This window comes from Arthrobacter sp. (assembly GCF_031179985.1).
Classification (GTDB): domain Bacteria; phylum Actinomycetota; class Actinomycetes; order Actinomycetales; family Micrococcaceae; genus Arthrobacter.
The window spans coordinates 7,740-32,323 of sequence record NZ_JAPSHJ010000024.1 but is presented as its reverse complement, the minus strand read 5'-3'; the positions used below and the strand labels follow the sequence as shown (position 1 = coordinate 32,323).

The following is a 24,584-nucleotide window of genomic DNA, read 5'->3' as shown; positions in this document are numbered from 1 at the left end:
TTTCACCTCCCGCAACGAGGCCATGTCCTGGCTTCTCCAGCGGCGACCGGGATTGTCGGGGGACGTCATCCGGTCGCCGCTTTGTGTTCCCGGCGCGGGGGCCGGGAGTCTTTTGTGGGCCGCTTCTGCGCGCGGTAGCGAAACAGCGCCCGGGGCGGCGGAATTGATCCGCGTCCGGGCGCTGTTTCGGTTCAGCTCCTAGTTCTTAGGGGCCTGTGTTCAGTTTTGGCGGCGGCGGATTTTTGCCGTGGTGATGGCCGCTCCGCCGAGCAGGAACAGAGCCAGCGCGCCCAGGGCGAGCGGTCCTGCATCCATGCCCGTGTTTGCAAGTGATCCACTTGTATTTGCAAGGGGTGCCCCTGCAGGAGTGATGGTGATCTTGGGTGCGTCGGCGCAGGCAGATGCTGCACCGGTGCCGCGGTCGCTGGTGAGCGTAGCAGTGTTGAGCAGACCTGTCCCGGTTTCACCTGCATCCAGGGTGCAGTCTGCCGCGGCAGAAGCCTGTGCCGGCGGCACCGTGGCGATGACGGTAACCCGGTACACGTGCGTGACCGGTGTGCCGTCGGATGAACCTTCGGAGACGACGTTCTCAGCGATCAGGGAGGTCGAGGTGCCGTTCCAGCCCGTGTTCGTTGAGATGTTTCCCGGGGCCGTGTTGGTCGCTGTTGCTGACTTTACGGTGATCCCTGCCCCGAAGTGCAGGGAGTCGTCCAGGTCGTATTCTGCGTTGCCCGGTCCCGCATTGGTGACGGTGATGTCGTAGTTGACGGTGGTAGTTCCGTCAGCGTTGACTGTCGGTGTCCCGACTACAGCCTTGGTGATTGACACTGCTGCGGGCTCTCCACAGGCGGTGTCGGTCTCATCTTCTGCCCCCTGCTGGGAGACAGTCGCTGCGTTGAGGAACCCTGTTCCGGTTTCGCCCGTCTCAAGGTCACAGTTCGCGGCGGACGGGGTGGTGGCGGTTCCGTCCGGAACTGTTGCCCTGACGGCGACGACGTAGGAGTGGGTGTCTCCGCCGAAGATCTCCGCGTCGGTGACCAGGGTGGTGTCGGACGCGCCGTTCCAGGTCTGGGACGGGTCCGGGGCGCCGCTTGCCGGGTCTGCGCTGGCAACGGCAGAGTTGACAGTGATCCCTGCGCCATAGGCCAGCGCGTCGTTCAGGGTGTAGGAGGTAGCTCCGTCGCCCGTTGCGGTTTCGGTGATGCGGTAGTTGATGAACCAGTCACCCGTGGCGGCGTCCTGGCTGGGAACTCCAATGACTTCCTTGGTTTGGGTCACGACGGGCCTGCCCGGTGAGGCACAGTCAGTATCGGAGACTGTGTCCTCGGCTGCCCCTGTTGCGGAGGCTTCGTTGCGGAAGCCGGTGCCTGTTTCGCCGGTCCCGAGGGTGCAGTCCCCGGCCTCAATGGAGGAAATGCCCGGTGCGTTGACAGTGACGGCCACGGTGTAGGTGTGGGTGGCGCTGGCCGCGATGGGGACCAGCGGATCCCCTGCAGCAGCCGGTGCGATGAGCTGATCAGCCGCTCCATCGAAGGCAGCGTTCGTGACGATGCCGGAGGGTGCGGTGTTGGCGGTGACCGGTGCGCCGACGACGGTGTACCCGGCGCCGAACTGGAATTCATCCGCGAGGGAGTATTCCGACGGTGCGGCTGCGAGGTTGGTTACACCGATTTCATAGTTGACCAGCCAGTTGCCCTGGCCCTGGTAGGTGGTGTTGGTGACGGTCTTATCGATCGCCAGGTTTCCCCGGACAGCCACCTCAACATCGACAAAGGCGTTGATGGGGCGGTAGGTCCAGTCGTTGATGTTGCGGGTGTCTCCCCAGGAACCATTGATGCCGTCGTTCCTGTTCGAGGCGGTTCCCACACAGTCAGCCCAGGAGTGGACGCCGCCGGTGGAGTCAATTCCGGCGGTCCCGTCAGGTGCGGGCGTGGTGGAGCAGCGCGTGCCTTCTCCCACAAGGGGAACGTCATTCCAATAGAGGGTGGGGTTTCCGGCGTTCGGGCCGCGCTGGGCGATCACTTCGATGCCGCCCGCGCGTACTTCGACGTCAGAATTAACGAAGTGGATTTCGCCAGTGCGATCCGCGACGGCGCGGAAGGAGATGGGCTGCGTTGACGGAATCAGCGCACCCAGGCCGTCGAGGCCGTCGAAAGCGAAGCTATTGCCGCCGCCGGCACTGTAGTACGGGATGGTCCGGTCAACGGGATCGGTGAAGTCACCGTCGTTGTTAGCATCGACCAGGATGTTCATGTTCCCGGCGAAGTTCGTGGAGGTGAACGCCAGGGAACCGCTCTGATCGGTGTTGTTCGCAGGGGTGAAGGTTCCCGCGCTGATGGTCGGATCGACCACAGGGGGCAGGATCCAGTCAGAGGCTCCGTCCCATCTCGTGGCGCTTACCGGAAGGTCAGCGCTGGGAGCGGCAAAGAAGATCTTGTACGGATCCCCACATTCTCCTGGCATGGGCGTCGTGTACGGGTCACCCCAGGGGCCCAGCGGCATTTGTCCGCTCTCGTAGACGGAATCGCAGGTGCCGGGCTGACGGAGACCCGTGGCATCAGCCACGAAAATCGAGTCGACCCCGTTGTAGTCCAGATAGGTGGCCTTGTACTGGTCCCCGAATTCGCTCTGGTACCAGAACGAGAATGAAGCGGTCCCTGCGGCGGATGTAGCGCCGTATCGTTCGGTCCAGACGCGTCCGGGAACAGAAGTTCCGGCATCTTGGACAGAGATATTCCAATCCACGGTGGCAGCGCTGGGACCCGATGTGGCGGCGTAGGTCACAGACCAGACGCCGGTCTGGATAACAGGCAAATCGTCCCAGTCGCAGGCAGTTCCGACTGGCGAGGTGTTAGTGATGAGGGCACAGGTCAGCGGAGCGGCCCCGGGTCGTTCAATTGTGACAACAGCATCTGCCGTGCCTGAGTAGCGTCCGGCAACCGTGAAATTAACGTCAACGGTTTCCCCGGCCTCAGCGTAAAGACTAAACGTGTTGTTGCCGCGGATCTGCAGCCCAACGGGGTTGGATTCGGCAAGTGCCGGAGCAATGGGGCCAGCCATCAGACCGGTCAAGGCCACAACCGTGGCTGCAAGGGCTGAAACAGCTCTCTTCCCACCCTTCGCAGGCCGCTGATCCGGCATCGAATGAGAATTTGGACGAGTTTTAAGCAACTTCTACCCCCTGAGTTTGTGCTCGGGCCAGATCTTGACCCGCGTCATACGCGGGTCGCAGCTGTTGCAGAATGCGGTAGTTGCTTCCCCCCACCATAAATAATAGGGGCAACTTTAGTTTTGTCAATTTGTTGTCATAAGAATACAAATCAGTAAATAAAGACAGCCTACTTACCTTTTATAAAAGTGCATCCAGCTTTTTGTGGCGCAGGGACTGGCAATTGGGATGGCTCTCTTTGAACTGTTCGCCTTGGTTACGCGTCTGATTGCTCGATATTCTGTTGGCTCCATCTGCCTGGGTCTGAGTCATCCCGCAGGTAGTGTCCCAGCCCTAAGGCAGTGGACGTCGGCATGTTGCAAAATCAGAGCCGCGTCAGAGAGAAAACGGGCCAACACGTTTATGGTCACATCGCGGGGATCGTGTCCTGATGTTTCGATGATGGCCCCGACGTTGATGTGGCGAGGATACGTGAGTCAGTAACCTCGTGATTCAGGTCCGCTTGAAATCAGGAGTTTGAGTTTTTTGGAGACTGCGGGCTAAAGAAGGTCCGCCGAGAATTGGGGGAATCGACGGACCTTCCGATGGCACGGTACAGGCGTGAAATTTCGACTACGAGTGGACGAAAGGAAAGCCTTCGCAAGGGCGAGGTGAGCCTGACCAAGTCTCGTAATTTCCCGCCCACCACTGTCCACTCCGCTGACACGTCCCAATTCCATGGAACTGGGACACTGACGCGGCACAAGAAGCCCGCCGATTGGGGGACGGGCGGGCTTCCATGGTGGACAGTACTGCGCGTGGACCTGGACATCGACTGGAGCTGTGGCCGGCTAGCCTGGCCTTCCTTCGACAATTTTTAACCGGTGTCTATAGAAGGGAGTCGAAGTACTTCTCGGCCGATTGTGCATGCGCGAGGGGCGCTGCTTGGCCGGCCCAAAGGTTGAGGTAGTCGCTGTTGCCGCTCCGGGCGGCTGCTAGTCGCAGCGGCTGCATCAACGCGTTTTGCACCGGGTAGTGAGGTACACGGCCTTCTTCTGATGCGAGATCTCGAATGAGGGCATTGACGATCCCGCGGGCGTGTCGTCCCGAGAAGAGGCGAGTCAGGACTGTTGTCTCCGCGTCGGGACTGGCTAACTTTTCCCGGTGCACGGCACTGGCGCCGGACTCGGTGGTGGCCAGGAATCCGGTGCCAATCTGCACACCGTCCGCCCCCAGCGCGCGGGCGGCAAGGATGCCTCGTCGATCTGCGATCCCGCCGGCAGCGATCACGGGTATCTGGACGGCGTCCACTGTTTGGGGGATGAGCGAAAATGTGCCTACCAATGATTCGGGTGCGGGGCGAAGAAAAGCCCCTCGGTGCCCGCCGGCATCGCTGCCTGACGCCACTAGGGCGTCGAGCCCTGCTGCTTCTATGGACCGGGCTTCAGCAACGGTCGTGGCCGTGCCAATCAGTAGAATCCCCTGGCTCTTGGCACGTTCGATCGCCCATGCCGGCGGAAGCCCCATCACGAAACTGATGATCGGAGGCGCCGCCATGAGAAGTGCGTCAAGTTGTTCGTCGAAGTTTGGGACCTCGGGGACCTCGCCGTTCCATTCCACCCCAAGCCGGGCGTAGAGAGGGGCGAGACGCTCGATATGCGGGCTAAGATCGACGACATCCTTCTCCCCAGGCTGCGGAACCCACAGGTTAATCGCAAAAGGCGACGGTGTTCGGGAGCGGATTGACTGCACGACGTCGTGGATCTCTCCGGGAAGGAGAATGTGGGCACCAAACGAACCCAGTCCGCCGGAGTTTGATACGGAAGACGCAAGTTCGATCGTCGAAAGTCCGCCTCCGAAAGGGCCCTGGACAATGGGGTGAGTGATCCCTAGAAGCTGGCTGAGTGGGTTCACTGGTGCACCAACAATGCTGCTCCGTGACGCAATTGAACAGCAACCTCAGCTACCCGGCGGCCCAGGTGCTCAGCCGTCCGCAGATCAGCTTCCGATGGCGCGGCACTTGCCGCGGCGTCCGAGGGGGATTGCGCCATTGCACCCACGAAACCGCCCAGTCGGTTGAGATCTTCCACGCTTCCGGTTGATGAGTACAGCCATCCGGGAGGCAGGCCGAGGGATACCCAGTGCATTCCGTGTTGCGCGGCCAGCAAGGACAGAGATGTCAGGACATTGAGCTTGTCCCCATTCACGCCGGCGGAATTTGTGAAGCCCGCCGCAACCTTGTCTTTCCACCCCTGCGCCGCCCACACCGCTCCGCTAGCTTCCGCAAACGCCTGGAAGACAGATGACTGGCTTCCCATATAGGTGGGAGTTCCGAAGATGATCGCATCCGCCTGGGCAAGTCCCTCCCACAGCTCCTCGCTAAGCTCGGTTACGTCATAGAGGACGGCCGAGGCTCCGGTGGCCTGCCGTGCGCCGGCAGCAACCGCCCTGGCCTGGCGCTTTGTATGTCCATATCCACTGTGGTACGCCACGGCTACCTCGACGTCGGCCTGTGCATCCATTGTTTCTTCCTCTTTCTATTGGGTACTGCCAACATAGACGACTGGTCAACTATGCGTCAATATTTGACCGGTCGTATACTTAAGCCATGGGTAGGACAAGTGATGCACCTCAGCACCTTATGGACGCGGCACGCCTGCTGATGCATGACCGGGGATACAGCGCCATTGGGGTGGCCGAGATCTGCGAGAAAGCAGATGTACGAAAGGGAAGTTTCTACTACTTTTTCGAGTCGAAGCAGGCGCTGACGGTCGCGACACTGCGGGCGGCATGGTCACAGGAACGGAGCCGCTGGGTTGAGCTCCTCGATACAGGAACCGGGCTCGAAGGGCTGGAGGCGCTCATCCAAGAACAGGTTCAGCTACAGCAAGACCAACAACGCTCAACGGGGTCCGTTGTTGGTTGCCTTTACGGCAACCTCGCTCTTGAAACCAACGCCTCCGAGCAAGATCTGCGCGATTGCCTCCGGGAAATCTTTGATGACCAATGCCAACTCGTCCTGGAGTCCCTCCTCGGGGCGACGGTTACGGGGCCCCTCGGGAATCAGAAGGCCACACTGGACAATGCAAGATCTGTCATTGCTCAACTAGAGGGCACGGTGCTGCTGGCAAAGCTGTATAACGACCCGTCACTCCTCAACCCACTCTGGCAGCAGATAACAGGACTTCTTGGTGTAACGTCCACCCGATTCAACACCTAATCTGGCCACACTGGGATCAGTGACGAGGCACTCGCATCTGCGAGCGATATCGTCTGCCTCTCCAGTCGATTCAAAACGTCCCACCGACACCGTCCCACTCTCCAAGGATGTGGTGGGACACGTCAGGGACCGGCTAAGGAAGGTTCATCTTGAGCGCCGGGGCGTCGCCAACTTAAGCCAGCCCCGAATTCGGGCAGCCAGGCTTCTTCGATGGGACAGGACGGTCAGGTTGCTTGCATTGATAGGAAGCTCCAACCATTTGGACGGCTCTCCGGCTAGAAAAGCTTCTGCTTCGGAGATGACGGCGCGGTCGATGTCTTCCCTCGTGAAATTCAACAGCTCCTCGTCGTACAGCCAACCCAGGTGCACGAAAGGCTCCGCGAACTCCTCAGTTGCAGGCCCGATATACCTGCTGACCCAGGACGTGAGTTCTCCTGGATCGAGGCGTCCTGCAATTGTCCGGCGGGCCATAAGCCGGAGGGCAATAGATCCGGTGGGATCCGGTGAAAACCCGATTCCCAGCTCGGCGCTGGTCTGGGCGACCAGCTCGGCGAGGACGAATCTCGACTCGTTCCCCCGAACGCCAGCCAGCTCGCGCAGGGTAGGCGAATCAACGCCGCCAACGGGCATGTGGACAGAAGGATTTGGGCGAGTGGGGGAGGCGCCGAACCCATGGCCCGAACTACGGTACAACAACTACTCAGTCCACAAATCCTGGCGGGCAATATCTCCCATCGGGACGGTGTCCCAGTTCCAAGGAACTGGGACACCGTCAGTTGGCGAATAAAACGGTAGCTTGACTTCGACCAGCATGCCGTATGGCACAACCGCCGGCGACACTAACCCAGCCACAGCGGAGTGACGAGCAGCTTCCCAGCAGCCGGAGCGAGGACGTGAGTTCCTCTAACGAGTTAGCTCAGCTCGTCCGTTGGGTATCTGAACTTTCTCGAAGGTCCCGTCGCCGCAACCGTTCAACTCCCTCCCAAGGTTCTGCTACCCGACCTGATTTCTCCAGTGTCACAAACTGCGGCTGAATGCCGCGTTCCTCAACTTCACCGTAGTGAACTTCCCAATGGTTGCCGCGGGAAGGCACGAGCTTCCCCAGCATTAATCCAGTACTCCTCCACACGACACTAAGATCTGGATTGTAGAGGTTCTCATGGGTGCTGATATCCCCATAAGCCACCTCACCTGCCAATCCAGTGCGGCTCCCCTTTGGCGGACCCGCATCAGCTTTCATCTTTGCTCTAGCCTGTGTCTCCTGCTCTACCAACCGATTGAGGACCTTGCAACTCACAAGTCGTAATCCGAGCCAACTGATAGCTCCTCTGAGTCCACTGGCTGCAGGTAACCAAAACCCCTGACGCCACCGGCGTGAAAAGAGTGAGAGCAGAAGTGCCACGACGGTGACTGCGGCTAGCCACATGGCCATGCCGAGGAGGAGCACAACTATCTGTTGTGGCAAGGTCAACGACTTCCACCACCCGCCTTCTCTGAAGAGCTGGCTCTGCTCATAGAACGGGGTAAAAACACCGAGGGAAGGCAGTACGGGGAGAAACAGAAACCAGACATAGAGCTTGATATGTGGTTTGAGCTCAGAGTTGTCGCCCTGGTGGTCCTTGGAAATTCACCGTCAAAGCCTATACGGGTCGGCAGGACGGCGGAGGGGATTTTTAGCGACCGTTTTTTGATACCCCTTCTCCGCCTGTCGAATGTCTCGGGAACAAACAGCCACGGCGATGGGCATAACTCGTGTCCGTAAACAAATGCTTCCACAACCAGGCCGGGAGGGATTTGACGCCTCTAGGCTCCGGGCTGATGAAGATCGAAGCGCGCCGATCGAGGCCCACCCAGTCGTCTGTATCAGTGCCCCGACATAGCGAGGCAGCCGCCGTCCAGGATGCCTCCTCCAGCCGAGAGATGAACGGTCCCGTCGACGCCCACGCTCCCGGTAACACAGCCGCCCGTCCCTGAGCTGGCGCCAAACCTGATTCCCGTGCCGATGTCCTCAGTCTGGACCTTTCGCTCATCGAGGCCGATCGAGCCAAGCGCCCGCTTGACGTCGGCCACCGTGGCCGGCTGCTTCAGCCCCTCGAGCGCTGTCCGCGCCGGGCCAACATAGGCTTCGAGCTGCGCCTGCACCTCCGCGCTCACAGGCCTTTTCTCGCGGTAGCGCTCGTTCTCAGCCATCGCCGCGTCGGGATCGTAGACGGCACAATGGCGCTCCTGATCCGGCATTTCCTCAACACGTGGACAGGCGGCTGTCGGCTTGGGTGATGCGGCGGCGGACGCGCCGTCCCCGCTTCCTGATGGAACGCCTGATGGAACGCCTAGTGGGACGCCGCATCCAGTCAGGCAAAGACCTGCCACGAGGGTCAGCACCAGTGCTGCATTTGCTGGCCGCGACGGATCGACACGTGACGTTCCCGGTATTCTGCTTTTCCCCATCGGAGGAGCCTACTGGAATCACATCAACCCCGGGCCTCTCACCCGCCAAGGGGAGCGCCTATTTTTCATCCGGGCCCAGGTCCGGTGCGGCAACGAACTGCACCTTCCCCGTGGCGCTTCCGTGCAGTTCGAGGATGGCCAACTCGTTGCGCCCGGCATGGATCAGCGGCGCCGGGATGTACAGCGTACGTTGTGGCCCCCGGCTCCAGTAGCGGCCAAGGTTGAAGCCGTTGATGAACGCGTTTCCCTTCGTCCAGCCGTCCAGCCGGAGGTACCGGTCTTCGGGGCCGTCAGCGTCAAAGTCCGCAAAGGAAATGGAGGGGCCCGCCACACCGGCGACCCCCAAGCCGTCCGCCACGCCAGCCACAGGCACAGCTGCCGCGCGCAGGGAACCAACCTCGGTGAAATCCAAAGGCCGGATTTCCCACTCCAGCAGCTCCACGCCGTCGAGCGTCACCGGCGCGATCAGGCCCTTGACCTCACCGATCCGCTTGCCGTAATTAACGCGCCCCTGGTCCTCCACAAGCACCTGGAGCAGACCGCCGTCGGGCAGGCTGATGGCGCGCTCGCCGTGGTCCCGGCTGAGCACACCAACGGAACGTCCGTCCAGGAACACCTGCGCACGGTCCCGCACCTCGGCAACGGAAAGTACACCACCATGAGCCACCGCGGTGGTGTACACCGAGAACCCGCGGTAGTGTTCGGCGTCTTCGGTGGTCGGAGCGGGCCCGTCAACCAAAAGAGGCGAGCCGAGCAGATCCAAGACGTCAAGCAAGGCCACCGAATCCGTCACTGAAACGGAACTGGCCGCAGCATCAGCACGCACAGCCGGAATCTCCTCCGGCACCGGGAAGTGTTTGGCGATGACATCCCGGAACGCGAAGTACTTGGCGGTGGGAAAGCCGTCCTCGCTCAGCGGGGCGTCATAGTCGTACGACGTGATGGTGGGCTCGTAAATGCCTTTGTCGTTGGAGCCGTTGGTGAAGCCGAAGTTGGTCCCGCCATGGAACATGTAAATGTTGACGGATGCCCCGGAAGCGAGCAATGTGTCCAGTTCGGCGGCGGCAGCAGCGGCATCGGTGCGGTGGTGGTGCGTGCCCCAATTGTCGAACCAGCCGTTCCAGAATTCCGCGCACATGAGCGGTCCGGTGGGCTGGTGCTTCCGCAACGTTGCCAGACGCTCGGCCGCACGGGAACCGAACGTTGCCGTCTTCAGGAGCTCCGGAAGCGACCCGTCCTCGATCATGGTTCCCGCGGGCTGGTCACAACTGAACAGCGGAACGTCCAGGCCGCCGCCCTTCACCAGATCCACCAGGTGCTGAAGATAGGCCTTGTCATTGCCATAAGCCCCGTACTCATTTTCAATCTGGAGCATGATCACGGGCCCGCCCCGGGAAATCTGCCTGTCGACGACGGCAGGCAGCAAGGCCCGGAAGAAGGCGTCGACGGCGGCAAGATAGCCGGGCTCGCTGGTCCGGATTCCCACTGTGGGGTCGCGGAAAAGCCAAGCCGGCAGCCCGCCGTTGTCCCACTCGGCGCAAATGAACGGGCCGGGCCGGACGATGGCCATCATGCCTTCCGCCGCCACCAGGTCCAGGAAGCGGCCCAGATCAAGCTGCCCCTCGGTCAGGAACTCGCCCGGCCGAGGAGAATGTTCGTTCCAGGGAACGTAGGTCTCCACAGTGTTCAGGCCCATAAGCCGCGCTTTATGGATTCGGTCAGCCCAGAGATCCGGGTGCACCCGGAAGTAGTGGATGGCGCCGGAGAGCACCCGGAACGGTTCGCCGTCCAGCAGGAAGTCCTGCGCGCCAACAGCAAAAGTAGACATGTTTATTCCTTTTAGACGTTTTTAGGGTGCCAGGAGATCGGCAAATTCATGGAGTGGGACAACGGTGCCGTCACCGAACTCAAGGCGGGCGAATTCAAGGCGCGCACCGCCGTCGTCCGTTCCGCTTTGCCAAACACAGCGAACGGCGTCGGCCGCCTTCAGGGTCCCCTGGCCGCCGAAGGCCACCACGGCTGCGTAGAGTCCGTCGACCGCCGGACCAACAGTTCCCAGCCACGGAATCCGGAGTCCGTCGCCCATAGGTTGCGGTGTATCCCGCAGGAACGTCCCGGTTTCGAGCTCCCGGCCCACCGGAGCCGGGACGCCGGGCAGGGGAAGGACAACACTGGTCAGGTCCGACGACGGCGCGAGCGGCCAGCCGCCCATCATCAGCTTTGCGGGGGAAGAGGCGGCAGTACCACGCAGCCGCACGATCCTTACCTCCGCTGCTCCGCAGGCAACTGACACCACAGTCACTTCGGGGCCGGCCGTAACCTCGCCGCGGAACCCGCTGCCATGGTCCCGTCCGTTATCCGCAGGTGGAGTGATCCAGTTGGCGCTCCAGCTCGAGGCGCCGATGAGGGCCGCCCCGGACTCACGCGTGCCCAGTGCTTCAAACCCCGTGCGGTGCGTCAGCCTACCTGTTGCATCCGCGAGAACGACGGCGTTGTCCGGCGATTCAGAAGAGAGGTCCGGGAAGCTGTGGGTGGAGTAACCCAGGCGGGCATAGAGGGCGGAGTCCGTAGTGGCATCCCCCTGATTGGCGTGATCGGTGCCGTGGTTGGCCACCCGTACCACCCCGTCCGCCACCGTACCGCTGACATTCCAGCCCGGCGCAGCGATGATCCGGCGCGTGTTTCCGGCCTCCACGGGCAAGGGTTCCTCGACAGCGGTCCACACCCGGTGGTCTGCCGGGAGGGCCAGGCCCATCATCCCCTTGGACGCCCAATACGGTGAGCCTGCCCCCGAGTAGCTCTGCTTCATGCCGGCGTATTCGCCATGCCAGCCGACGGACAGAAGGCCGTTGGAATCGATCCCGCCGTTGCGGACAAAGTAATCCAGCATTCCGGAGGCTGCACGCCGGCTCAGCCCTGGAGCCAGTCTGGTGTTTCCGGCCAGCTCTCCTGCCCAAAAGGGTGCTGCTGCGGCGAATCGGTAAATCAGGCTGCGTCCCTGGATGAGCGGGGCACCGTTGGCGCCTGCCAAGTGGGCGGCGTCGTCCAGGAAATCAACAAGCCGCTCAGCATCCATGGCCTTGCGCGCAACCACCCGCGGATCATTCGGCGCCATCAGCGACCATACCTGGGGGTAGACCTGGAACGCCCAGCCGACGTAGTGGTCGTAGGCGCGTTCGGGGCCGTCTGCGAACCAGCCCCCGCCCTTGTACAGGGAGTCGTGGATGGCAAGGCCGGCGTCGATATCCTCCTCGGAGGAACGGCCGCCGACAGTGGAAAGGAAGGTCTCCACCACAATCTGGAACCAGACCCAGTTGATGGGCGGGTAGTCTCCGCCGATCACCGTTTCGAACCAGGCGATCGTCTGTTCCTGGACCCGCTGCGGAAGCTTGTCCCAAAGGTGTTCCCTGGTAAGGGCAAGCCCTACGGCAAGGGAAGCGGCCTCCACCTTGGCCTGCCCCAGCTCGTCAGGCCTTGGCCACCGCTCAGGGGAGGCCGGGTCAGTTCCGGCGACGAACCCGGCGGCATACCAGTCAGCGAGCCAAGCCGTGCCCTCTGGGTCCCCGGCGATACGGAACGACGCCAGGAGGAAAGTCCGGGCGAAGGCTTCCAGGGAATCGCTGGAACGTCCGAAGGCGCTCGTTGGCCCGGGGAGGTAGATGTTCGCATGGCTTTCCGAGGCGTGCTGATGGACTGAGCGGAGGAGAAAGTCCGCGTAGCCTGCCCAGTGGTCACGGGTGAGGCCGGTGTAGGGGGAGAGCTCATAGTCCCGCTCGGGCAAGTCCAGGAAAGGGCGGTTCATGCGCCAGCAACCTCCGGCGATCGTTTGCGGGATGCCATCAATCTGTTGGTTGGCCCGCGGCTTGGCAGCCCCACCTGCTCCAGGAATCCCTCGAGGGCAAAGGTGGCCATGCCCAGGGTGACTGAGTTTCCGGGCACAGTGGACAGTTCCACGCGGACGGCAGCACCTGCGCTCGGGAGCACCTCGTTTGGCAGGTGTTTTTGGGTGACCTTGAGCAGTTCGGGACCGAGGACTTTGGCGGTCCATCCCAAGACACTGACGTGGTCCGGATTGATGAAGTTGATCAGGTTTCCCAAGGCGGCGGCGAAGTAACGGCCCGTCACCTCCAGGAGTTCGATGCAGTCAGGATCACCCTCGGCCAGGCCCTTGGCGACGTCGGACACAAACTCGCGCTGGCGGTCTCCGGTCAGCAGGTCATGGGAAGCGTTGACCTCAGCCATGGTCATCTGGAGCCCGGGCACACCGAGGTACGCCTCCACACAGCCCTGGCGGCCGCATCGGCACAGCCTCCCGCCAAAGATCAGGGTGGTGTGGCCCCATTCGCCGGCAGTGTTGCTGGTTCCCCGGACCAAATCACCGCCGACGGCGAGACCTGCGCCCACGCCCGTGCCCAGGTTCACTGTAGCCACGTTGTCCACCAGGCGTCCCGCACCAAACCACAATTCCGCGATGGCGATAGCGCGGAGGGGATTGTCGACGTCGACCGGCAGTCCGATCGCTTCCGAAAGAAGCGACTGGATCCGGACCTCATGCCAGTCCCAGTTGGGAGCAAATACGGAGACGCCGCGCTGGGGATCCACCTGGCCCGGGAGGCTGACGCCCACCCGCAGAATTCCTTCCCGGGGAATGCCTGCCGCTGCCGCCGCCTCGTCAATGAGGCCGGCGACCCGCCGGGCCAACGAAGACGGGTCGTTCTCGTCGATGGGCAGGTCACTCTCGGCCTGGCCAATGACGTCGAGGGCCAGATCATAAATATCCACATGGATGTACGTTTCCGCGATGTCCACCCCCACCAGGGCGCCGCGGTCCGGTGAGATCCTGAGCCTTGTTACGGGCCGCCCGCCCCCGGAATCCTCCCTGCCCGCCTCCACCAGAACGCCGACGTCGACCAGCTCGCCGACGATGTTGGCGATGGTGGCGAAACTGAGCCCGGTGGCGGCGGCCAGTTCCTGCCGGGTGGCGGTGTGCAGGGAATACAGCCCGCGCAGCAAGGCGAAGCGGCTCTCATTCCGGATGTCCTTGGACGTTCTCTTTTTCATGTCCCGTTTCTGCGTTCGGATGAGGTCAGGCCTCCCGCGGGCGGGATTCCGGAGATGCTGTCCATGACTACTTAACGCCTGCACTGCCCGTTGAGATATTCATTTCATACATGTACTTCTGACCAAAGTAGTAAATGATGATCATCGGCAGCGACAGGAACACGGTTCCCACCATCACCAGGTTCCACGGTGGGGTCTGTAGCTCCTGGCTTGTACTGGTGAGTAACTGCACGCCGAGCGCCAACGGCATTTTGGTGTCCTCATTGAGGTAGATCAGCGGACCCATGAAATCGCCCCAGGTCCAGGTGAGCGTGAAGATGGCGATGGCGATCAGCACCGGCATCATCATCGGCAGGACGATCCGGCGGAAGATGCCGAAGTATCCCAGGCCATCCACCATCGCGGCCTCGTCCATTTCCACTGGCAACCGGGAAACGAACTGCCGGATGAGGAAGATGTTGTAGGCGTTGCCGAAGAAGTTGGGGATGATCAGCGGCAGGAACGTGTTGATCCAGCCGAGCTCCTTGAACAGGATGAACTGCGGAATCATGGTGATCTGGGCCGGGATCATCATGGTGGCCAGCATGATCATAAAGGTGATGTTCTTGCCTTTCGCCCGGAGCCGGGCGAAGGCGTACCCCACCAGGGCGGAGGAGAAAACCTGCCCGACGGCGGACAACACCGAGATGATCACCGAGTTCACCACAAAGTTCCCCACCGGCTGCTGCGTCTGAAAAATCCGCACGAAGTTCTCCCACCGGAATTCAGTGGGGAACAACGAGAACGCGCCGGTGCCTACTGTCTGGTCGCTGCTGAGGGCGATCGAAACCACAAAGACCAGGGGAGCGAAGAACACTGCAGAAGCAACCATCAGTCCCGCATAGGTAAAGGCGGTGCTCTGGTACACCTTAAGCTCAGCCATCAGTTCTTGACCTCCGTCTCGTAGAAAACCCATTTGCGCGACGTCGAGAAAGCGAGAATCGTCAGGGCCATGACCATCAGGAACAGAAGCCACGAGATGGCTGACGCGTACCCCATGTGGTAGTTGCGGAATGCCTCTGTGAAGAGCAGCGGAACCAGCATCTGGCTGGCGTTGTCCGGCCCGCCCTGGGTCAGGATGTACACCTGGGCGAAGACCTGGAACGCGCCGATGATCCCCATGATCAGATTGAAGAAGATGATGGGGGTCAGCTGCGGGAACGTGATGCTCCAGAACTGCCTAAGCGATGAGGCACCATCGATTTCCGCAGCTTCATAAAACTCCTGGGGAATACCCTTCATCCCCGCCAACAGCAGCACGGTTGCGCCGCCGGCCTGCCACAGGGACAGCAGGATGATCGCCGGCTTGACCCACTCGGAATCGAAGAGCCACGCCGGGCCGTCCACCCCGAACACCGCGAGAATCCGGTTGAGCGGCCCTGCGTCCGGAGCCAGGATCATCTGGAAGATCAGGGCAACGGCAACAATCGGCACCAGGTGAGGCAAATAGACCAGGGTGCGGAAGATCTTCCGCGCCTTCATCTTCTTGTTCAGCAACGCCGCGAGCCACAAGGCGATACCCATACCGAGCGGCACCGAGAAAAAGGCGAAGTAGAGGGTGTTCCAGAGCGCCTTGTGGAAGACGGTGTCCTCGGTGATGAGCTTCACGTAGTTCCCGAAACCCACCCAGGTGGGGTCCGTAAAGGAGTCCCAGTCGGTGAAGGACAGGTAGACCGAGGCCAGCATCGGGCCAAGGAGGAAAACCACAAAACCGAAGATCCACGGCGATATGAAAAGCCAGAAGAACCGTGCTTCCTTGCGTCTCATTTTGCTGGGTCGGGGCTTGGCCGGTATCCCGTTGACTGCCGGCTCCGGTGGGCGGGCCTGAGCCGGATTCTTTTGCTGCAGGGTGGTCATGGCGGTCCGGATTAGGCCTGGGTCTTGACGATTGAGCCGAGGCGCTTCTGGAGATCCGCGGCAGTGGCTGCGGCGTCGGTCTTGCCGAGCCAGAAGTCTGCGGTGGCGTCGGTGATCGCCTTCTGCATTTCGTTCCACTCAGGGATGAACGGCGGCTTGAAGATCGACGGCGTCGACTCCGGGAACACTTCCATGTTCACGTCAGCCTTCAGCCAGGACGGCTTAAGGAATTCGGGGCTGTTCTGCAGGTCCTGGCGGGCGGGAACGTCCTGGCCGAGGTCCAGGATTGGCTTCTGGCCTTCAGCGGAGGTCATGAACTCAATGATCTTGAAGGCATCTGCGGGGTTCTTGCTGCTGCGGGAGATCGCCAGGCCGGAGCCGAAGGCGGAAATGGCTTTCTCTTTGCCGTGCCAGATCTGCGCAACGTCCCAGCTGATCTTGTCCTGCTTGGCGAGGCTGCCGATGTTCCAGAAGCCTGTGCTGTTCATCATCACTTTGCCGGAAGCGAATGCGGCATCGCCACCCACTCCGGCACCCATGTTGGCATAGTCAACCTTGGACGGGACCACCTTGTGCTTGTAAATCAGGTCCTGGCAGAACTGCAGGGCTTCAATGACCTCCGGTGTGTCCACTGTGGGGCGTCCGCTGTCCGGGTCAATGATCTTGCCGCCGTTCTGGTAGGCAAAGGACATCCAGATGGGCCACCATTCGGTTCCGCCGTAGCCGTAGACTCCGTCGCCCGTCAGCTCTTTGGCGGTGGAGAGAAGATCGTCCCAGGTCCAGTCGCCGGTGGGAATGGCCAGGCCCTTCTTGTCGAACTCACCCTTGTTGTAGTAGAGGATCATTGCTCCGGCGCGGTCCGGGACAGCGTAGGTCTTGTCCTTGTACTTCCAGTTTTCAGCTACGGCACCGAAGGTCGCCTTCAGGTCCAGCTTGGCGGAGGAGATGTACTCATCAAGGGCCAGGAGCTGGTTCTTGGAGCTGTAGGCATTTGCGTCCTCGGCCACCTGCATGATGTCCGGGCCCGTTCCGCCGGAGATCATGGTCTGGACTTTCTGGGCGTAGTCCTTGTTGGGGATGATCTGAAGCGTGATCTTGTAGTCCGGGAACTTCGCCTTCGCCAGGTCCAGCCGGGTCTGGTAGGCAGCCTTGTCCGGATCTCCACCCCATACAGTCATCACGAAGTTCTTGGCCCCGCCGGCCGAGGCAGTACCGGAACCGCTTGAGCCGCAGGCGGTGAGGGTGATGACACCGAGGGTGGTGGCGCCAAGGCCGGCCAGCACATTGCGGCGGGACACGTTGGTTTCAAGAAGCTTCATTGCTTTCCCTTCGTAAAGTCCAAGCTCTGCGGTTTATTTCGCCGAGCAACGGGGCTTACGCTATGGCTTATTCTAACCCCTGTCAATAGTCCCTTCGAGGTGCTTGCAGGCACGGAACGGGCACCGGGTGTAGCTTTTTAATAGGTCCTCGTGACCCGCAGGGGAGGGCCTCTCTGAGTGGATGACGCTCTCAAGAAGGGACCAATCATGGACAGCGAAAACACCCGCACACCGTCATCACGTGATGTGCCGGAGGCGGATCTCATCGAACAGCAACTGCCGGCTTTGCCGGACGAATCCCAGGAACCGGCCGAAAAGAGTACGCCAGCGCAAATTCCGGCCGAGGCTCCCGAAGCCGACTATCTGGAGCAGCATGTTTCGGCTGTGTTTGGTCGTGAGGGAAGAACTCCGGGGCCGGCGTCTGAGGCGGCAGCTGGGGCCTCGGAAGCCGACCTGGCTGAACAGGCTCTCAGTGTTCCCATTGACGAAGAGGAGTATCCCTTTGGTGCTGCCGGCGACGACGTAGAGTGAGTGACTGGAGCGTTCCACGCCGTCCTTGAGGAGAGAACCATGACTGCAACCACCGAACAGCAGATACCCGAGGAAGAACTTGCGGCCGGACGGCGCGCCTACGAGCTCGACCGCAAGCACGTTTTCCACTCGTGGTCAGCCCAGGAAACGCTCACTCCCATGACGATCACGCGAGCCGCAGGTTCCTATGTGTGGGACGGGGACGGTAACCGGCTTCTCGACTTCTCTTCGCAGCTCGTGAACACCAATATCGGCCATCAGCATCCGAAAGTGGTGGCCGCAATCCAGGAGCAGGCAGGCAAGCTGTGCACCGTTGCACCCCAGTTCGTGAACGAGGCCCGCTCGGAAGCAGCACGCCTGATCGCTGAGCTGGCCCCGGGGGAGCTCAACAAGATTTTCTTCACGAACGGCGGAGCTGACGCCGTCGAACATGCCATCCGCATGGCGAGGCTGCATACCGGTAAGTACAAGGTGCTCTCGGCCTACCGTTCTTATCACGGTGGAACCGCGCTGGCTGTGAACGTTACTGGCGATCCCCGCCGCATTCCCAACGACTACGGCACCGCCGGGACGGTCCACTTCCATGCGCCGTTCCTCTACCGCACGCAGTTCCATTCCTCGACGCCGGAGGAAGAAACGCAGCGGGCGCTGGAGCATCTGGAGACGATGATTCAGCTTGAAGGACCCGCTACTATCGCGGCCGTCATTCTTGAAACGATTCCCGGAACAGCCGGGATCATGGTGCCGCCGCCGGGCTACCTGCGGGGCGTCCGGGAACTTGCCACCAAATACGGCATCATCTACATCGCAGACGAGGTGATGTGCGGTTTCGGGCGTTCAGGGAAATGGTTCGCTATTGACCACTTTGATGTGGTTCCGGACCTTTTGACGTTCGCGAAGGGTGTGAACTCAGGCTACGTCCCGCTGGGCGGTGTGGCCATTTCCCCGGAGATCGCGGCTACCTTCGGGCAGCGGGCGTACCCCGGCGGGCTGACATATTCTGGCCACCCCCTGGCTACGGCGGCGGCTGTGGCCACGATCAACGCCATGCGGGATGAAGGCATCCTCGAAAATGCGGCGCAACTCGGGGCCGACGTCTTCGCCCCGGGACTGGCCGCACTGCAGGAAAAACACCAGTCAGTAGGCGAGGTACGTGGTACCGGTGCCTTCTGGGCCATTGAACTCGTCAAGGACCGCCAGACCCGCGAGCCGCTGGCGCCCTACGGCGCCTCAAGCCCGGAAATGAACGAACTGATTGCAGCCTGCCGGACGCGGGGACTGCTCCCTTTCGCCAACTTCAACCGCATCCACGTGGTCCCGCCACTGAACATTTCGCCGGAGGACGCCAACAGGGGACTCTCCATCCTGGATGAGGTCCTGGAAATCGCGGACGCAAAGGTGTCCTGAGCTGTCTCGGGCAGGACCTCGCTTCGGGCCAGGGTTTCAGGAGCCGCCGCTGGATGAAGTGTGCTCCGGCATTGCGGAACCGAAGACGGGGCCGGGTTCGGGCCTTTTAGCGGCCCGGTCCTCGTAGGTCCGGTGGCGCAGGCGCCGGAGAATCCATGGTGCGAGGTATTCGCGCGCCCACACGAGGTCCTCCGTCCTGGCTCCACGCCAGGAGCTCTTGGGAAGCGGCTTAGGCTCCAATGGTTCGAGGGAATGCGGAACGTTCAGCGTGTCCAGGACCATCGCGGCAATGGTGTGGTGCCCCAGCTGGGAGAAGTGCAGCCTGTCAGGATCCCACATGCTGTGATCCCTTAACTGCCGCAGGGCCCACAGGTCCACGATGATACTGTCGTGGCGCACAGCAATGGCCCGCAAATGCTCGTTGAAGATCGCAATTTTCCCCCGTATCAGGCCGAATACGGGGGTTGCTCCCCAATCCGGGCCGGTGAACAGCACGACCGTCGCACCGGTCGCGCTTAGCTTCTCCACCGCATCATCCAGTTGCTCCGCCAGGCGGTCAGGGTCGCTTGCCCGAAACACGAGATCGTTCCCGCCCCCGGAGAGAGTGACCAGGTCCGGATTCAGGGCCAGCGTCGGTTCCAGCTGCTCGTCGATGATCTGCTGAAGGAGCCGCCCTCTTACGGCGAGGTTTGCATAGGCGAAATCAGGGTGGTCAACGCTGAGTTCCTCTGCGACACGGTCGGCCCAGCCTCTAAGGCCGCCGGGGCTTTCCGGTTCCGGGTCTCCGACTCCTTCTGTGAAAGAATCTCCCAAGGCAACGAACCGGCTCCAAGGATGTGGATGAACCATGGGAACCCCTTTGCGGCCGTACCTGATTTCATTGACCGTCCGAACCGGGGAAAAGTCAAGGGATTAGTCTTTTCCGGCTGGCTTCTTGTGGCTTAGCCGTCAATCAGGGAACTGAGCAACTGATCGCTGCGGGTATCCAGCCAGAGCGCGCGGCGCTCAATGAGGCCGCCGACGCCGTCATCCCACATCCGCTTCCACCCGCCTCCCAAGGTCCGGGCGTTATGTTCCATCCGCTCGTACGACAACCTGACGGCGTCGATCCCGACGGCGGGAACCCGCCGTCGTTCTTCACCTGTCCAGCCGTAGGCGTCAGCGAAAATCCGGAGGCGGCGGAAGGCATCGGTTTCTTCCCAGCCGGGCCATGCGTCTGCGGGGTCGCGGAGCGGAACCCAGTGCATGGCTGTATTGAAGGCGTCCTTAAGAGCAAAGCTGGGGCCGGCGAGATCGAAATCCACCAGGCCAACGGCCACGCCCCTGCGCACCACGATGTTCTGGGGTGTGACATCCAAGTGGCAGACGAGTTCCGCCGGGTCCTGCCTGACGGGGCGAGGCGGAAAGGGATGCTCATCGGGGACAAATCCCTTTGAGGCTTCGTGGAGGCTGCGGGTCAGGCGGCCCACCGAAGCCAGCAGCCGCTCCGATTGGACCCACCTTTCGGGCTCCGCCCCGGCGCAGTGTCCCTGCAGGAAGGTCAGGACGTCCCGGCCCCCGGCGTCCCTGCCCAGGAACCGTGGAGCGCCGACAAAGCCAGCATCCTCCAGCCAGTCCAGATAGTCAGCCACGGCAAAGCTTTGCGGCTGATGGGGCCGGCGGATCGTGGCCCCCACCCGCACCACACCTTCGGTGACATCGCCCGCCGGCATAAGTTCGACGTCGGACTCCTCGCCCGGCGCCGGCACATAGAGACGCTCCTCAACCGGTACCCGGCTCTCAATGTTCACTGCGCCAGCGTACTCAAGTGTGAGGGGCACCGTGGGAAACGACCGTTGGCTACTCAAGTAGGAGGCCGTCGCCGCAGCCAACGTCGAGAACACGCCCGCCTGCGGCCGTGACGCGAGCGACCAGCTCACCATGAAAGGCAGTGTTGTGATTCCAGTAGTTTTCCACACAGCCGCGCTACGTCGTCCGTCTGGCCCAGGACGCGCGGTGGCAAATGGGACAGGCCTCGAAGAACGCTACCGCGGCCTCGTATTGCCTCCCGGATAACGGAACTTCCCTTCAACATAAAGCTGCTCCCCGTGAGTCAGAACGGATTTCTCAGTCCAACTTTCGAGGAGCAGTTCATGACCAGGGTGGGGCCTATTTCTCCATTAGGGCATTGGCTCAAAACGAATGCCACGACGACCAGAAGGCCTTGCTGCTGGAGGGTTCATGATTTCAGGGGAGGGCCGCTCTGTCGCGACATGTTTGGTGAATCCGAGCGAGTCAGCAAGGCTTGCCGGGCTCATTCCTTCGTCATGGGCTCGAATGACAGCTTCTATGAGGAGCTGGTCAACGGCCTCCCTGAGGGCCCTGAGGTCACGAATAGCAGCTTCGGTCTCCGGTAACTGGAGGTTAATCTGGTGCCACCGAAATTCTTGGGCGTGGCGGCTGGCTTTTCGTTCTGCACTCATGTGGACAACATTAGTTCTACGGGCAGATACCAACAAAAAAGAAACCGCTGCACCGAGGTGCAAGGGTCAGTTGTGGTGACGCGTAAGTTGCACCATAATTTGCGGGCTAAGGTTGGGTTGTTCCTGACCAGAATTGACCGGGAGACGGGTCATATGTGGGTTAAGAGCTACGCGAGCGAGAGGTTTAGCCAGAGTCTCATCATGAACTTTTGTTAATCGGAGAAAGAGAGGGGGAGGATCCATGGCCAATCTTCAAAGCAAGGTGGCAGCGCCAAAGGCGAAGGCCGCTACTAAGAAACCGTCAAAGACTTCTGCTGTAACAACTGTGAAACCGCCGCCGCAGCGATTCCGCTTGAGCGTCCCCGCAGCCGATGAGGCTGTGTTGGAGTGGATGAATTTGCAGGACAACCCATCACTGTCTATTCGGATGCTGATCCGTGAGAGCATCGAGCGCCTTGGCTACGTCGATGTCGTTAACCGGCCGGTTTCTCAGCTTCCCACGCGGGAGCGTCCTGTTGGTCCGGAAGAGGGATCAACAAGGACAGAGCGGAATGCAGGGACGGCTGTCCTGCCGGCGGCGTTGGATCAGCAGATGGCGACACCTGCCGCTTCTGAGGATCCGGGTCTGAGCCAGCAGACAGAGACCGAACCCGAGATCCTGAGCATCGCCCTGGCAGCCCCGACACTGGTTCAGAAGCCGGCACCACAACAGGACGACGTCAACACTTCCTCCTCGACCAGCCCTGAACCGGAGCAGCCTTCTGCCGTTGAAGTCAACGACATATTCTCGATGCTGCGCTAACCCGTAACAACTCCCAGCACTTTCTCTTGTATGGCAACCCAGTAACCACACCAAACACTCCACGAAGGGATCACATTCATGACCATTTCGATCAATCTCACCGGTGGCATCGACGTTGGCAACGGCTATGTCAAGGGCCTCATCCGCGGCGCCGGTGCATCAGGTGCCGTTAACGTGGACGAGATCGACCTGCCGAGCGGCGTCTCAACGATCACGCGCCCGAACGCTCTGCCGACCCCAGACAATGAAGCCCCAGCGAAGATGGAAGGCAACTTCTACAATGAGCTGGACGTCAGCTTCATCTCCCCTCTGGTCAGCAATCATCACCGCAGGCTCTTCGGCCTGCGTGCCCTGAGCGCCCAAGGTGCCTTTGATGAGTTCGACGTGGTGGGCCGTCGCAGCAAGGCCCAGCAGGAGCTGAGCAAGGTTCTGGTCATGGGTGCTTTCGCCGCCAAGGCGCTGCGTGACTACGTGCGTCAGCACGGCGGGTTGCCGCCGGCTATCGAAACCATAAGTGTGGAGGCTCGGGTAGCACTTGCGCTGCCGATCAATGAGTACATCTCACACCGCACCAGCTACGCAGCTGAGTTCACGAGCGGCACGCATACGGTTACCGTGCATAACTTCGAGACCCCGGTCACCGTGAAGCTTGAATTCGTGGATGTACAGGTGATCCCGGAGGGTGCGTCGGCTCAGTATGCGATCACTGCCAAGGGGGAGCCGTTGATGGACGCCATGCTCGCCGATGTCCGCCGGAGAGGCCTGTCACTGGTGGGCATCACATCTGCTGACGTGCTTGCAGCCGAGCACACTGTCGGCATCGATGTCGGAGAAGGGACAGTCAATTTTCCTGTCTTCACTGCCGGAGAGTTCAACGCCGACGCCTCGACCACGCACAACCGCGGTTACGGCTCGGTTCTTAACGACGCGCTGAAGGCGATGGAAGACCAGGGCTTCTCGCATGGCTTCACTTCCCGCAAGCAGTTGGCTGAGTACCTGCAGGCCGGGGCGTCACCGTTGAAGCGTAACTTCTACGACAAAGTCGCTCAGTTCGTCGATGAAGAGATGCGGTTCTTTGCCAAGGAAGTTACCGAGCGGTTCGGCCGCGTTCTGGCCGTCGTCGGTGCCACCACCGAGGTCGCGTATGTCTTCGGCGGCGGCGCAGGCCCGGTGAAGCCGCATCTGTATCCGGCACTTCTGGCCAAGGCCACCGAGATGAACTCGGTGGACTCGTTCCCGACTCTGTACCTGGATTCCTCCTACTCGCGAAACCTGAACCGTGAGGGTCTCTACATTGCCGCCCAGGCCGTGGAAGAACGAGCCGGCGCCGCACCGGCTGCCAATGGTAAGCGCCGTGCCCGTTCAAGCGAGAAGAAGCTCGCCGAGGCTGCTGTTTAGGTATTTTGTGGGATCTGGCTGAGAGCACCGGCAACGATCCCTTGACTCAGCGGTCGCCCGGTCACGTCTTGGTGGACTTGACCGGGCCCGCGGACTCGACGCCGTCGCTCCTGTGAGGGTTCGGCCACGAATGCTTGAAGTAGCTTGAACCTGCGCTAGGGAAGCGACGCAAGGATGCTGTGGGGCCAGGATTGCGTCAGTACTTGTTCAAGCTCCTTGTTCGAGCTGCTCACGCAATAGGGTGTGTGATCTACGTTTCTCACAGCAAGATCTACGGGACAAGCGAGGAGGCCCCACGGTTCGATCCTGTTGGCTAAGTAGCCAGTCAGTGTCAGATCCTTGTACTCCGGCTCCAACCAAACCGAGGCAGCCCTCTGCGCATCGTCGGGATGCACAGATACCCATACACCGAACCGCACACTATGGCCTTGGGTAAGGCCCACCGGCAAGAGTGCCCTGACAAAGGCGCCCATCTCGGGGATCTGCATCATTATTGAAGTATTTGGGTCCTTGTGGCTAAGCCACGCTCCTTCGACCCGATGTTGTTCAGGAGTGTGGAGGACTGGGTCCGGGAGCTGGAAACGGACATCGCGGTCATGCTCGGACATGCGGCGGCCGCACGTCCCGCACTTTCGCCAAGATAATTTCCCCAAGATTCTCCTTCACCCGTGTCGAGTCCAGCCCGCCCAACGCCGCCTACAGCAGCCATCAAAACCTTACTGGCCCCTGCTGCGGCTGAGGATCGCGGTGGCTTCCCTGCCGAGCATCGGGTCGTTTGAGAGCGACAGCGAGCCTTGGACTGCAGGGCTATTGGTCTCCAAGTAGATCCGCTTCAACTCGGGCCACCATGCGCGTGCAGACTTGTGCGAGAGCCCTCTGCCGATGCTCTCAA

General features: G+C 61.2%; 20 protein-coding genes. 5 read left to right on the top strand and 15 right to left on the bottom strand.

From position 1 onward, the window contains the following. Positions 1-219: 219 nt before the first annotated feature. The 3 genes from RIN13_RS12490 to RIN13_RS12480 all read right to left on the bottom strand — a co-directional run bounded on the left by RIN13_RS12490 (position 220) and on the right by RIN13_RS12480 (position 5,670). Entirely contained in the window at positions 220-3,060 is a 2,841-nt protein-coding gene (locus tag RIN13_RS12490) for a hypothetical protein (protein WP_309107662.1), read from the bottom strand. 976 nt (positions 3,061-4,036) lie between these two features. Then, positions 4,037-5,062: a nitronate monooxygenase gene (locus RIN13_RS12485; RefSeq protein WP_309107661.1), complete on the bottom strand. Its 1,026-nt coding sequence runs from the start codon at positions 5,060-5,062 to the stop codon at positions 4,037-4,039. Then, positions 5,059-5,670: a flavodoxin family protein gene (locus RIN13_RS12480; protein ID WP_309107660.1), complete on the bottom strand. Its 612-nt coding sequence runs from the start codon at positions 5,668-5,670 to the stop codon at positions 5,059-5,061. Before RIN13_RS12480 ends, RIN13_RS12485 begins: the two co-directional genes overlap by 4 nt. A gap of 86 nt (positions 5,671-5,756) precedes the next feature. Here RIN13_RS12480 and RIN13_RS12475 point away from each other — a divergent pair, with 86 nt between their 5' ends. Beyond that, positions 5,757-6,368: a TetR family transcriptional regulator gene (locus tag RIN13_RS12475; RefSeq protein ID WP_309107659.1), complete on the top strand. Its 612-nt coding sequence runs from the start codon at positions 5,757-5,759 to the stop codon at positions 6,366-6,368. A 144-nt stretch (positions 6,369-6,512) separates the two neighbouring features. Here RIN13_RS12475 and RIN13_RS12470 read toward each other — a convergent pair whose 3' ends face one another. From RIN13_RS12470 to RIN13_RS12435, 8 genes are all read right to left on the bottom strand, one after another. Beyond that, the gene (locus RIN13_RS12470) at positions 6,513-6,998 is read right to left on the bottom strand and encodes a hypothetical protein (RefSeq protein WP_309107658.1); all 486 of its coding nucleotides are present in this window, start codon (positions 6,996-6,998) and stop codon (positions 6,513-6,515) included. Positions 6,999-8,231: 1,233 nt separating this feature from the next. After that, positions 8,232-8,816, bottom strand: a complete 585-nt coding sequence (locus tag RIN13_RS12465) for a hypothetical protein (protein WP_309107657.1) — start codon at positions 8,814-8,816, stop codon at positions 8,232-8,234. A gap of 58 nt (positions 8,817-8,874) precedes the next feature. Continuing rightward, positions 8,875-10,644 (bottom strand): beta-galactosidase, encoded by a 1,770-nt coding sequence (locus RIN13_RS12460; RefSeq protein WP_309107656.1) that lies wholly within the window; start codon positions 10,642-10,644, stop codon positions 8,875-8,877. Positions 10,645-10,665: 21 nt separating this feature from the next. Further along, the gene (locus RIN13_RS12455; RefSeq protein WP_309107655.1) at positions 10,666-12,618 is read right to left on the bottom strand and encodes a DUF2264 domain-containing protein; all 1,953 of its coding nucleotides are present in this window, start codon (positions 12,616-12,618) and stop codon (positions 10,666-10,668) included. Next, on the bottom strand, positions 12,615-13,877 hold the full coding sequence (locus tag RIN13_RS12450) for an ROK family protein (protein ID WP_309107654.1): 1,263 nt from the start codon (positions 13,875-13,877) through the stop codon (positions 12,615-12,617). Before RIN13_RS12450 ends, RIN13_RS12455 begins: the two co-directional genes overlap by 4 nt. Positions 13,878-13,944: 67 nt before the next feature. After that, positions 13,945-14,799, bottom strand: coding sequence for a carbohydrate ABC transporter permease (locus tag RIN13_RS12445; protein WP_247041417.1), 855 nt, complete (start codon positions 14,797-14,799; stop codon positions 13,945-13,947). Next, a complete protein-coding gene (locus RIN13_RS12440) occupies positions 14,799-15,683 on the bottom strand; it encodes a sugar ABC transporter permease (RefSeq protein ID WP_309107653.1) in 885 nt (294 codons plus the stop codon). The genes RIN13_RS12445 and RIN13_RS12440 overlap by 1 nt, the downstream gene beginning before the upstream one ends. 101 nt (positions 15,684-15,784) lie before the next feature. After that, a complete protein-coding gene (locus RIN13_RS12435; RefSeq protein WP_309107652.1) occupies positions 15,785-17,092 on the bottom strand; it encodes a sugar ABC transporter substrate-binding protein in 1,308 nt (435 codons plus the stop codon). A 207-nt stretch (positions 17,093-17,299) separates the two neighbouring features. Here RIN13_RS12435 and RIN13_RS12430 point away from each other — a divergent pair, with 207 nt between their 5' ends. Together RIN13_RS12430 and RIN13_RS12425 are read left to right on the top strand one after the other, a co-directional pair. Then, positions 17,300-17,623, top strand: a complete 324-nt coding sequence (locus RIN13_RS12430; RefSeq protein ID WP_309107651.1) for a hypothetical protein — start codon at positions 17,300-17,302, stop codon at positions 17,621-17,623. 39 nt (positions 17,624-17,662) lie between these two features. Beyond that, positions 17,663-19,030: an aspartate aminotransferase family protein gene (locus tag RIN13_RS12425; protein ID WP_309107650.1), complete on the top strand. Its 1,368-nt coding sequence runs from the start codon at positions 17,663-17,665 to the stop codon at positions 19,028-19,030. 36 nt (positions 19,031-19,066) lie between these two features. Here RIN13_RS12425 and RIN13_RS12420 read toward each other — a convergent pair whose 3' ends face one another. From RIN13_RS12420 to RIN13_RS12410, 3 genes are all read right to left on the bottom strand, one after another. After that, positions 19,067-19,879 carry an SGNH/GDSL hydrolase family protein gene (locus RIN13_RS12420; protein ID WP_309107649.1) on the bottom strand — a complete coding sequence of 271 codons (813 nt, stop codon included), beginning with the start codon at positions 19,877-19,879 and terminating at the stop codon, positions 19,067-19,069. Positions 19,880-19,971: 92 nt separating this feature from the next. Then, the gene (locus RIN13_RS12415) at positions 19,972-20,820 is read right to left on the bottom strand and encodes a phosphotransferase (protein ID WP_309107648.1); all 849 of its coding nucleotides are present in this window, start codon (positions 20,818-20,820) and stop codon (positions 19,972-19,974) included. A 49-nt stretch (positions 20,821-20,869) separates the two neighbouring features. Continuing rightward, positions 20,870-20,986: a methionine biosynthesis protein MetW gene (locus RIN13_RS12410; RefSeq protein WP_309107647.1), complete on the bottom strand. Its 117-nt coding sequence runs from the start codon at positions 20,984-20,986 to the stop codon at positions 20,870-20,872. A 747-nt stretch (positions 20,987-21,733) separates the two neighbouring features. On the opposite strand from RIN13_RS12410, the gene RIN13_RS12405 reads away from it, so the two are divergent. Beyond that, positions 21,734-22,294, top strand: coding sequence for a hypothetical protein (locus RIN13_RS12405; protein WP_309107646.1), 561 nt, complete (start codon positions 21,734-21,736; stop codon positions 22,292-22,294). 78 nt (positions 22,295-22,372) lie between these two features. Continuing rightward, positions 22,373-23,692: a ParM/StbA family protein gene (locus tag RIN13_RS12400; protein ID WP_309107645.1), complete on the top strand. Its 1,320-nt coding sequence runs from the start codon at positions 22,373-22,375 to the stop codon at positions 23,690-23,692. A 155-nt stretch (positions 23,693-23,847) separates the two neighbouring features. On the opposite strand, the gene RIN13_RS12395 is transcribed toward RIN13_RS12400, so the two are convergent. Then, complete coding sequence (locus RIN13_RS12395; RefSeq protein WP_309107644.1) at positions 23,848-24,345, bottom strand: DUF2199 domain-containing protein; 498 nt, start codon at positions 24,343-24,345, stop codon at positions 23,848-23,850. Positions 24,346-24,584 lie beyond the last annotated feature (239 nt).